Annotated in this window: 9 protein-coding genes; 5 read left to right on the forward strand and 4 right to left on the reverse strand. The window is 69.0% G+C overall.

The annotated features are described in order from the left end of the window. Positions 1-40: 40 nt before the first annotated feature. The 3 genes from ACWGSM_RS10395 (at position 41) to ACWGSM_RS10405 (ending at position 3,976) form a co-directional block, all read left to right on the forward strand. Complete coding sequence (locus tag ACWGSM_RS10395) at positions 41-775, forward strand: NYN domain-containing protein (protein WP_452322842.1); 735 nt, start codon at positions 41-43, stop codon at positions 773-775. Positions 776-968: 193 nt separating this feature from the next. Beyond that, complete coding sequence (locus tag ACWGSM_RS10400) at positions 969-2,933, forward strand: M13 family metallopeptidase (protein WP_452322843.1); 1,965 nt, start codon at positions 969-971, stop codon at positions 2,931-2,933. A gap of 116 nt (positions 2,934-3,049) precedes the next feature. Then, entirely contained in the window at positions 3,050-3,976 is a 927-nt protein-coding gene (locus ACWGSM_RS10405; RefSeq protein WP_452322844.1) for a serine hydrolase, read from the forward strand. Positions 3,977-4,000: 24 nt separating this feature from the next. Here ACWGSM_RS10405 and ACWGSM_RS10410 read toward each other — a convergent pair whose 3' ends face one another. The 3 genes from ACWGSM_RS10410 to ACWGSM_RS10420 form a co-directional block, all read right to left on the reverse strand. After that, entirely contained in the window at positions 4,001-5,443 is a 1,443-nt protein-coding gene (locus ACWGSM_RS10410) for an MFS transporter (protein ID WP_452322845.1), read from the reverse strand. Positions 5,444-5,521: 78 nt separating this feature from the next. Next, entirely contained in the window at positions 5,522-6,988 is a 1,467-nt protein-coding gene (locus ACWGSM_RS10415; RefSeq protein WP_452322846.1) for a peptide MFS transporter, read from the reverse strand. A 40-nt stretch (positions 6,989-7,028) separates the two neighbouring features. Beyond that, on the reverse strand, positions 7,029-7,817 hold the full coding sequence (locus ACWGSM_RS10420; RefSeq protein WP_452322847.1) for a TspO/MBR family protein: 789 nt from the start codon (positions 7,815-7,817) through the stop codon (positions 7,029-7,031). Positions 7,818-8,044: 227 nt separating this feature from the next. On the opposite strand from ACWGSM_RS10420, the gene ACWGSM_RS10425 reads away from it, so the two are divergent. After that, entirely contained in the window at positions 8,045-8,734 is a 690-nt protein-coding gene (locus ACWGSM_RS10425) for a GNAT family N-acetyltransferase (protein WP_452322848.1), read from the forward strand. Here ACWGSM_RS10425 and ACWGSM_RS10430 read toward each other — a convergent pair. Next, entirely contained in the window at positions 8,724-9,140 is a 417-nt protein-coding gene (locus ACWGSM_RS10430; protein WP_452322849.1) for a VOC family protein, read from the reverse strand. The two genes, ACWGSM_RS10425 and ACWGSM_RS10430, sit on opposite strands and share 11 nt — an antisense overlap. Before the next feature lie 110 nt (positions 9,141-9,250). Between ACWGSM_RS10430 and ACWGSM_RS10435 the strand changes: the two genes are divergently transcribed. Continuing rightward, on the forward strand, positions 9,251-10,636 hold the full coding sequence (locus tag ACWGSM_RS10435) for a glycine--tRNA ligase (protein ID WP_452322850.1): 1,386 nt from the start codon (positions 9,251-9,253) through the stop codon (positions 10,634-10,636). Positions 10,637-10,895: the final 259 nt, after the last annotated feature.

A 10,895-nucleotide genomic window follows, 5' to 3' on the forward strand; every position in this document is an offset into this window, starting at 1 on the left:
GCCCACGGGATCTGCTACTACTCGTACTGTGACAGACCGGATGCCGCAGAACAGAGACCTCCTCGCCGTGCTCATCGACGCCGACAACGTGTCGCCCGCGAAGATCGGCGCCGTGCTCGCTGAGATCGCGAGCATCGGCACGGCATCCGTCAAACGCATCTACGGCGACTGGACCCGCCCGCAGCTCAGCACGTGGAAAGCGGCCGCGAGCGAGCACGTCATCCAGCCGATTCAGCAGTTCGCGAACACCGTCGGCAAGAACGCGACCGACAGTGCACTGATCATCGATGCCATGGACCTGCTTTACACGGCCCGCTTCCGGGGCTTCTGCATTGTGTCGTCCGACAGCGACTTCACGCGCCTCGCCGCTCGCATCCGCGAAGAGGGCATCACCGTCTACGGCTTCGGCGAGAAGAAGACCCCCGAGGCGTTCCGCAACGCCTGCGACCGGTTCACCTACCTCGAGGTGCTGGACGAGCCGACGGCCGAGCGCGCCTCCGAAGTGATCGAGGCGGTACCTCAGGGCCGGCTGCGCGGCGACACCAAGTTGATCTCGGGACTGCGCACGACCACCACAGCGGCGTCCGATGAAGACGGCTGGGCGAATCTCGCGGCGGTGGGTGGTCTGCTCCGCAAACAGCAGCCGGACTTCGACTCCCGCAACTGGGGCTACGCGAAGCTCTCCGAGCTGGTGCGGGCCACGGATCTGTTCCTCGTCGAGCCGCTGCCCGCCGGAGGCCTGCGGATCAAGGACCGGCGCAAGTCCGGCGGCTGAGTTCCCCGCGCCGAATCGATCCACGGATCCGCGCGCCTCGCCGGTTCGGAGATGGGAAACGCCGGTGCGGATGCCCGGGCACCGGCGTTTCCCATCTCTCACCGCGCTCACGGCGGCGTGCAACACGGCGTCCACCCGCGCGAGACCAGGCTTCGCGGGCCTGACGGCGGCCCCGCCGCATAGGCTGGACAGCATGACTGACGTTCTGCCCTCCGGCCTTGCCATCAGCGAATTCAGCTCCGACATCCGTCCGCAGGACGATCTGTACCGCCACGTCAACGGCGCGTGGCTCGACGCCGCCGAGATCCCGGCCGACAAGGCGCGCTGGGGCTCTTTCCACATGCTCGCCGAGCAGGCCGAGAAGGACGTCCGCGAGATCATCGTCGAATCACAGGATGCCGCCGAGGGCACCCTCGAGCGCAAGGTCGGCGATCTGTTCCGCAGCTTCATGGACACCGACCGCATCGCCGCGACCGGCCTCGCTCCGCTGCAGTCCGAGCTGGCGAAGGTCGACGCGATCGACAGCATCCCGTCGTTCCTGCAGACGGTCGGCACGCTCGACCGCGACGGCATCGCCGCGCTGATCGGCGTCTTCATCGAACCCGATCCCGGCAACCCCCAGCGCTACGTCCCGTTCGCCGTGCAGGCAGGGCTGTCGCTGCCCGACGAGAGCTACTACCGCCTCGAGAACTTCGAGGGCACCCGCGCCGCGTACCGCGCCCACCTCGAGCGCATCCTCACCCTCGCCTCGATCCACGAGGCTGCCGGCCAGGCCGACCGCGCCTTCGCCCTCGAGCACGACATCGCCGGTCATCACTGGGACAACGTCGCCTCGCGCGACGCCGTGAAGACATACAACCTGAAGACCTGGGACGAGTTCCAGCAGCTCGTCGGCGTCGATCTCGCACCGTGGCGGGATGCCGTGGCGACGGTGAAGCCGAGCGCGTTCGACGAGCTCGTCGTCTACCAGCCCAGCTTCTTCGAGGGCCTGGGCGCGCTGCTCGTCGACGAGCGTCTCGACGACTGGAAGGCGTGGCTGCGCGCCAAGGTCGTGCACGGCATGGCCGCCTACCTCACCGACGACTTCGTCGACGAGAACTTCTCGTTCTACGGCACCGAGCTCACCGGCACACCCTCGATCCGCGAGCGCTGGAAGCGCGGCGTCTCGCTGGTCGAGGGCTCGCTCGGCGACGCCGTCGGCCGCATCTACGTCGAGCGGCACTTCCCGGCCGAGTCCAAGGCCGCGATGGATGACCTGGTCGCCAACCTCATCGAGGCGTACCGGCAGAGCATCCGGCAGCTGGAGTGGATGAGCCCCGAGACGCGGGAGAAGGCGCTCGCCAAGCTCGACACCTTCCGCCCGAAGATCGGCCACCCCGACGTGTGGCGCGACTACGACGGCGTCGACATCGACCCGGCCGATCTGGTCGGCAACGCCCGCCGTGCGACGGTCTTCGAGCACGACCGTCAGGTCGCGAAGGTCGGCAAGCCGATCGACCGCGACGAGTGGTTCATGCCGCCGCAGATGGTCAATGCGTACTACAACCCGCTGATGAACGAGATCGTCTTCCCCGCGGCGATCCTGCAGTACCCGTTCTTCGACCCGAAGCGCGACGCGGCCGCGAACTACGGCGGCATCGGCGCGGTGATCGGGCACGAGATCGGCCACGGCTTCGACGATCAGGGCAGCCGTTACGACGGCGACGGCCGTCTGCAGGACTGGTGGACGGATGCCGATCGCGCGGCCTTCGACGAGCGGACCAAGGCGCTCATCGCCCAGTACGACGCGCTCACACCGCTCGGCCTGAGCGATGAGAACAAGGTGAACGGCGCGCTGACGATCGGCGAGAACATCGGCGACCTCGGCGGTCTCGGCATCGCGCTGAAGGCCTACGAGCTCTCGCTCGGGGGCGAGGATGCGCCCGTGATCGACGGCTACACGGGCATCCAGCGCCTGCTGCTGTCGTGGGCGCAGGTGTGGCAGCAGAAGAGCCGCGAGGCCGAGACGATCCGCCTGCTGACGATCGACCCGCACTCGCCCAACGAGTTCCGCTGCAACCAGATCCTCAGCAACATCGACGCCTTCTACGAGGCGTTCGACGTGACCGAAGGTGACCGGCTGCACCTGCCGTCTCAGCAGCGGGTCACCATCTGGTGAGGGCCGGTTCCCCGGCCGGGGGCGGCGGGTTACGATAGCCGGGGCGCCGCCCTTCAGGCATGCGAGGTCGCGCAGAGCGCCCGGCCGCACCCCTTCTCTCGGATAGGACATCGCGCGTGGTCCCGTCACCCGCTCCCGAACCGTCCCCCGGTGTGCCCGCAGCGCGCCGGCGAGCCCAGCGCGGCACGCGGCGCGTTCCGCGTCGGGCTGCCGCCGGCCGTCGCTCGTTCGCGTCGAGCCTGCGCCGTCTGGAAGAGCTGGCGCAGACCGGGGCGCAGGTCTCGGTGCACGTCGTCGAGCTCGACTCGGGCCGCGTCGTGCTGAGCGGGGACGACCACGTGCCCCTGCCGATCGCGGGGCTCGGAGTCGTTCCCGTGCTGGTCGAGACCGCTTCGGGCTTCGAGTCGCGCAGGCTCGATCCGCTGCGCATCATCGATCGGCCCGACGACCTCGTCGCCGGCTCGGGCCTGTGGCGGCACCTGCGCGCACCGGCGCTGCCGCTGGTCGATCTCGCCGTGCTGGCCGCGGCGGCGGGCGACCCCAACGCCGCGAACGCACTGCTCGAGGCCGTCGGTCACGAGCAGGTCCGGGCGCGGATGGTGTCGCTCGGGATGCCGCGCAGCGCCGTGCTCGATCTGTTCCGCGATGTGCGTGGTCCCGATGACGCTCCGCACGTCGCCGTCGGCACGACGCGCGAGTTCGCGAGACTGTTCGCCGCCCTCGTCGACTCGCGCACCGTGGACGCCGCCGTCAGCGCCCAGGTCGCCGAATGGCTCACCTTGAATCAGGACCTCAGCCTCGTGGCATCCGCGACGGGCCTCGACCCGTTCGCACATGATGACGACGCGCACGGTCTGCTGTTCCTCAACAAGACCGGCCGCGATCGCGGGGTGCGCGCCGAGGCCGGAGTGCTCGGGGGGCCGCGCACCGGCGTCGCCTACGCGCTGACCGTCTGCTTCGACGACCTCTCGATCAGCCACCGGCTGCGCGCGCACGACGCGTTCCGGGTGCTCGGCACCGATCTCATGGAATACACCCACTGATCCAGGGACCAGGTGCTGCGCTGGTCAACCGGGCAGGGCGGGGTGCGCCTCCGCAGCCGGATGCCGGGGGATCAGGAACGTCAGCGCGAAGCCGATCACCCCGGCGACGATCGACAGCCAGAAGCACAACTCGAAGGCCTCTCGGGTCGGGATCGCCCGGCCGCCGACCTCGATGCTCATCGCGGCGAGCACTCCACCCATCACGGCCGACGCGGTCGACGTGCCGACCGAGCGGAACAGGGCGTTGAGCCCGTTCGACGCGCCCGTCTCGTGCGCGGGGACGGCGCGCATGATGATCATCGGCATGGCGGCGAAGGAGAACCCGATGCCGATCCCGATCAGCACGTTGGCGACGACGAAGTGCCAGACCTCGGTCGACCAGATCAGCACGAACGCGTAGGCGAGCACGATCGCGGCGGTGCCGACGGTGAACAGCGGGCGAGGGCCGACGGTGCGCTCCAGCCACCCCGACAGGGGCGAGATGATCATCATCATCACGCCTGAGACGGCGACGATCATCGCCGCGGTGAACATGTCGAGTCCGAGGCCCGACCCCGTCTCGCGCGGCAGCTCGAGCATCTGCGGGAAGGTGACGTTCGACGAGAACAGCGCGAATCCCATGCCGATCGCGGCGATGTTCGTGTAGAGCACGGCGGGTCGCACGGCGACTCGCAGGTCGAGCAGCGGCTCCTTCGCCCTCAGCTGGTACCAGCCCCAGACGGCCATCACTCCGAGGCCGCCGATCAGGCACGCCAGGGCGAACGGCGAGGTCCAGCCCCACTCCGCTCCGCGCGACACGAACAGCAGCAGAGCGGTGAGGCCCGCCGCGAGGCCCAGCGCGCCGATCACGTCGAGGCGTCCTGGCGCGAGCAGCACATCGTCCGGAACCACGAGCACGACCAGCACCAGGCCGATCACGCCGAGCGCGGCGGCGAGCCAGAACAGACCGTGCCAGTCGGCGTTCTCGGCGACGAACGCCGCCACCGGCATCCCGACGGCCCCGCCGACCCCCATCGTCGCGCTCATCAGGGCGACCGCAGTGCCGAGCCGTTGCGGTGGCAGCACGTCGCGCATGATAGCGATGCCCAACGGCACCACCCCGGTCGTCGCGCCCTGCAGAGCCCGGCCGATGATGACGCCGATGATCGACGACGACAGCGCCGCTACGATCGAGCCCACCGCGAGCAGGGCGAGCAGGGCGATCACGACGCGGCGCTTGCCGTACATGTCGCCCAGCCGGCCCGAGATCGGTGTCGCCACCGCTGCGACCAGCAGGGTGATCGTGACCACCCAGCTGGTGTCCTCGCGCGAGGCGTTCAGCAGGCGCGGCAGGTCGGCCTGCAGGGGCACGACGAGCGTGAACATGAATGCCGAGCACAGGCCCACGAAGGCCAGCACGGCGACGATCGCCCCGCGGGGAGGGGTGCGGGACAGCCGCTTTCTGGCCTTGTCATCCCGGTCGCTCACCGAAGAAGGCTACCGGTGCAGAGGGGGGTGACGGCGCGTGGCCACGATCCGCGCACCGTCGCGGCTTCCGGATGCCGGTCAGCTGACGCCCTTCATGAGCTTCAGCACCGGCTTCACCGACACGAACATTCCGGCGCCGACCGCGATCGCGATCAGGCCGAGCACGGTGAAGTACGGCGCCTCGTTCCGCGGGTCGTAGAACTGCACGAGCCATCCCGAGATCGCGGTGCCCAGCGAGATCGAGAGGAAGAACAGCGCCACCATCTGTGTCTTGAACCGCGCGGGTGCGAGCTTCGTCGCGGCCGACAGCCCGATCGGCGACAGCAGCAGCTCGGCCACGGTGAACACGAGCAGGATGCCGACGATCGCCAGCAGCGGCGTCGAGCCCTCGCCGCCGTTGGCGAACGGCAGGAAGAGCAGGAACGCTCCTCCCATCAGTGCGGTGCCCAGCGCGAACTTCACGGGGGTCGACGGCTGGCGGGTGCCGAGTCGGGTCCACAGGGCGGCGAAGATGCCCGAGAGGATGATGATGAACACCGGGTTGATCGACTGCACCCACGACACGGGCATCTCGAAGCCGAGGATCGAACGGTCGAGGCGCTTGTCGCTGTAGACGGTGAGCACGGTGAACTGCTGCTGGTACAGCGACCAGAACGCCACACTCGTGATGAACAGCGGCACGAACGCCCACACACGGGAGCGCTCGATCGACGTGATGTGACGGCTCGAGAGAATCACCGCGAAATAGGCGATGGTCGCCGCGAGTGCGCACAGGATCACGATGCTCGCGAGGTTGTCGGCGCGGATGACGCCGATGAGCACGAGCACGGCGATCACGGCGATTGCCGCCACCCCGATGCCGGCGAACAGGGCGTAGCGGCCGCGCGGCAGCGGGTTCGGCACCTGGCGTGCGGCGGCCGGCAGCTTCTTGCGGCCGAAGCTGTACTGGATGAGGCCGGCCGTCATCCCGACCGCGGCGAGGCCGAAGCCCCAGTGGAAGCCGACCGACTTCTGCAGCAGGCCCGTGAGCAGAGGGCCGAAGAACGAGCCGAGGTTGATGCCGAGATAGAAGAGCGAGAATCCGGCATCCCGTCGGGTGTCGTCCTCCGAGTACAGGGTGCCGACGACCGCTGTCGCATTCGCCTTCAGCCCGCCCGAGCCGAGCGCGACGAGCACGAGGCCGATCGCCACACCGGCGATGCCGGGGATCAGCGCCAGCGCCAGATGACCCGCGACGATCACGATCGCGCTGCCGAACAGCACGCGCTCCGATCCGAACAGCCGATCGGCGAGCCACGCGCCGAGGATGGTCGAGAGGTACACCGACCCGCCGTACGCGCCGACGATGCCGCCGGCGACCGCCTCATCGAGCCCGAGCCCGCCTTTCGTGGCGCTGAAGTACAGGTAGATCAGCAGGATGCCCTGCATGCCGTAGAAGCTGAACCGCTCCCACATCTCGACGCCGAACAGGTGGGCCAGGGCGCGCGGCTGACCGAGGAACTGCTTCTGTGGCGGGGTGTCGGTCTCAGACTCCGAAGATGGCATCCCTCCAGATTACGCTTCGGCGCTCAGCGCGACGGGGTGGTCAGCGAGCCGTCCGCCGCGCTCGCAGCAGGCCGATGACCCCGGCGACGAGGATGACCGCCGCGACGATCAGGCCCGTCACGCCGATGGCGGTGCTCTGCGGGTCGCCGCCGATGCGTCCGACCGCGAGCCAGGCCAGCCCCCAGGAGGTGGCGAGAGCAGGAGCGAGGCGGCGGGTGACGAGCGCGCTCGCCGCGCCGATGACGGCGACCACCACCAGCACGCCGATGCCCCAGGCATCGGCCTGCTCGCCGAGATCGGCGGGCAGCGTCTGCGTCAGCCAGGCGGCGGTGTTCGCGACGGTGGCGATCGTCACCCAGCCGAAGTGCAGTCCCTGCACGCCGTCGAAGAGGGTCAGATCGAGCGGTCCGGATGCCCGGTCGCGGCCGAGCATGACGATGATGCGGGCAAGCACGGCGAGCAGAGCCGCGATGACGATGACGGTGACCACGAGGTTCAGGTAGCGGGCGGTCACCAGCCACAGGCCGTTGAGCACCATCGAGCCGGCGACCCACCAGCCGATCGCACGCTGGCGGCTGCTGTCGCGCTGTGCGGGCAGGGCCTGCCAGACCGTGTACGCCGCGAGGCCGAGATAGATGAGCGTCCAGATCGCGAACGCCGGGCCGGCCGGGGCGAGATACGAGCCCTCGGCCGACAGTGCGCCGTTCTGCAGCTCGGCGACCGACTCCCCGCCGAACGCTCCGCCGCCGATGGCCGCGCCGATGATCATGAACACCGCCGCGGCGATGATCGTCGACTGCCGCAGGATGTCGCGCCCGGTGCTGTTCATGGGCACGACCCTACTCGCGACCGACGCCCGGGTGCGCTGGCCGCATGAGCAACGTTCCTCCGCCGCCGCCGTCCGGAGCCTGCGCGTACCAGCGTCCGCAGCGCCGCGGTGAAGGCCGACGGCGGCCGGCCGTACGAGTACCCGATGACCATCGCTTCGTCCGATGACCCGGCCGCCACGCGACCGCAGCGTTTCCGCAATCGCGTCGAGAGGGGCAGACTGGCATCGTGCGCACGATTCGAGACCTCGACACGGTTGAACTGATCATCGATGCCCAGGAGCTGCTGGATTCGATCCGCGGCGAGAACCGCGTCATCGACGCCGGCACGCTGCGCGCTCTGCAGCACTCGGGTAACTACGTCGTCGGGCTCTTCGACGACAGCGAGGGCGAGGAGCGCATGGTCGGCGCCTCGATCGCCTTCTTCGGCGAGCCTGCGCGGCGCATGATGTACTCGCACATCACCGCGCTGCTGCCCGAGTACCGGGGTCGCGGCTGGGGCCGCGAGCTCAAGGAGCACCAGCGCCAGTGGGCGTTCTCGCGCGAGGTCGGTCGGATCACCTGGACGTACGACCCGCTCGTCGCCCGCAACGCGCACTTCTTCCTCACCGTGCTGGGTGCGCGGGTCAGCGGCTACTCGGTGAACCGCTATGGCATCTTCGGCGGCGGCGACGCGGGTGACGAGAGCGACCGCCTCGACGTCGAGTGGGCCCTGGCCGACATCGCCAAGCCGCCGGCATCCGATGCCGTCGTCGCCACCCTCGAGATCCCCTCGGATGTCGAGGCGATGCGCCTCAACGACCCCGCCGCCGCGCACGAATGGCGCCTGCGCCTGCGCGGCGAGATGGAGCAGCTGCTCGGCCGCGGCCTGCGCGTCGCCGGATTCGACACCGAGCGCGGCTACCTGTTCACCGAGTAGGCGGCAGCACGAACGCCCCGGTCTCGCCGGGGTTGACCGCGACCTCCCAGCGGAATCCGTCGGGATCGGCGAAATAGCCCGAGTACCCGCCCCACTCGCGTCGGGTGGCTTCCGTCACGGCCGCGCCGAGCGTCGCAGCCTCGGCGAGCACGGCGTCGACCTCGGGTTCGGTCGCGAGATTGTGCGACAGGGTGATCGGCGCGATTCCGGATGCCGGCGCCTGCCCGATCTCGGCGGCGAAGCCGTCGACGCTCCACAGCGACAGGATCACACGGTCGGCGACCGGCAGCATGATCACCTCATCTGCCTCGAAGATCGGCTGCCAGCCCAGCCCGTCGACGTAGAACGCTCGGGTGCGGGGCACATCGGCCACGGCGAGGGTGATGAAGCTCACACGCTGTTCCATGGCATCAGCATCCCACCGGGCACAGACATGCCGGAAGGTCGTCGCGGGTAGGATTGGGATGCCCGTGTTCACGGGCTTCTCACCCGCAGCATGCGACCATTGGAGCCACCGTGGCCGAACAGTCCCGTCTTGACAAGGTCATCGCCCTCGCCCGCCACCGCGGGTTCGTGTTCCAAGCGGGTGAGATCTACGGCGGTTCGCGTTCGGCCTGGGACTACGGACCGCTCGGCACTGAGCTGAAGGAGAACATCCGTCGGCAGTGGTGGCAGACGTTCGTGCGCGGTCGCGGCGACATGGTCGGCCTCGACTCGAGCATCATCCTGCCCAAGCGCGTGTGGGAGGCCTCCGGCCACGTCGCGACCTTCACCGACCCGCTCGTCGAGTGCCTGCAGTGCCACAAGCGTCACCGTGAAGACCACCTCATCGAGAACTACGAGGCGAAGAAGGGCCGGCTGCCCGAGAACGGCATGGCCGACATCGTCTGCCCCGACTGCGGCACCCGCGGCAAGTGGACCGAGCCGAAGTCGTTCTCGGGTCTCGTGAAGACCTACCTCGGGGTCGTCGACGACGAGTCGGGCCTGCACTTCATGCGCCCCGAGACCGCGCAGGGCATCTTCGTGAACTTTGCGAACGTGCTGACCGCATCGCGCAAGAAGCCGCCGTTCGGCATCGGCCAGGTCGGCAAGGCGTTCCGCAACGAGATCACCCCCGGAAACTTCATCTTCCGCACTCGCGAGTTCGAGCAGATGGAGATCGAGTTCTTCGTGCCGCCGGCCGAGGCGCAGGAGTGGTTCGACCACTGGGTGCAGGCGTGCTGGGACTGGTTCATCGACCTCGGCATCGACCCCGAGAACATGCGCCAGTTCGATGTGCCCGATGACGAGCGCGCGCACTACTCGGCCGCCACGATCGACTTCGAGTACAAGTTCGGCTTCCCGGGCAAGGAGTGGGGCGAGCTGATGGGCGTCGCCAACCGCACCGACTACGACCTGTCGAGCCACACCGCGGCGTCGGGCCAGAGCCTGACCTACTTCGACCAGGCATCCGGCGAGCGCTACACCCCGTACGTGATCGAGCCGTCGTTCGGCCTGACCCGCTCGATGATGGCCTTCCTCGTCGACGCGTACGAGGAGGAGGAGGTGCCCAACGCCAAGGGCGGCACCGACATCCGCACGGTGCTCAAGCTCGACCCGCGTCTCGCACCCGTCAAGGTCGCCGTGCTGCCGCTCTCGCGCAACGAGCGCCTCTCGCCCCTCGCGCGCGAGGTGGCCGACACTCTGCGCGGCTCGTGGACCGTGGACTTCGACGACGCGGGCGCCATCGGCCGCCGCTACCGCCGCCAGGACGAGGTCGGCACCCCGTTCTGCGTGACCGTCGACTTCGACTCCCTCGACGACAACGCCGTCACGGTGCGCGATCGCGACACGATGGCTCAGGAGCGCGTGCCGCTCGACGGCCTCGAGACCTACCTGGCCGAGCGCCTGCGCGGCGCCTGAGGTCTGTTCGACGAACGCCTCGATTCACATGGTTAATCGAGGCGTTCGTCGTCGCTGGGTGGCGTGTCGGAGATGCCGACGTCGACCGTCGCCTGTGGATGACGCCCGCGGGGTGCGATGCGGCAGACGTAGCGTCGCGGGCCCCCCAGATTGAACGGGGGGGGGGGGACCAAGAGGCCGGGTAAAAAAATGAATGCCAACGCCAGCGCCCGGGGTCGGTGGGTAACATAGTCGGCGCCCCAGTGACGAACCGGCTCGG

Source organism: Microbacterium sp. NPDC055521, from assembly GCF_053619695.1.

Coding starts and splice junctions, on each gene's coding strand:
- ACWGSM_RS10395 (WP_452322842.1), top strand. CDS start 41: ATGCCGCAGAACAGAGACCTCCTCGCCGTGCTCATCGACGCCGACAAC.
- ACWGSM_RS10400 (WP_452322843.1), top strand. CDS start 969: ATGACTGACGTTCTGCCCTCCGGCCTTGCCATCAGCGAATTCAGCTCC.
- ACWGSM_RS10415 (WP_452322846.1), bottom strand. CDS start 6,988: ATGCCATCTTCGGAGTCTGAGACCGACACCCCGCCACAGAAGCAGTTC.
- ACWGSM_RS10420 (WP_452322847.1), bottom strand. CDS start 7,817: ATGAACAGCACCGGGCGCGACATCCTGCGGCAGTCGACGATCATCGCC.
- ACWGSM_RS10430 (WP_452322849.1), bottom strand. CDS start 9,140: ATGGAACAGCGTGTGAGCTTCATCACCCTCGCCGTGGCCGATGTGCCC.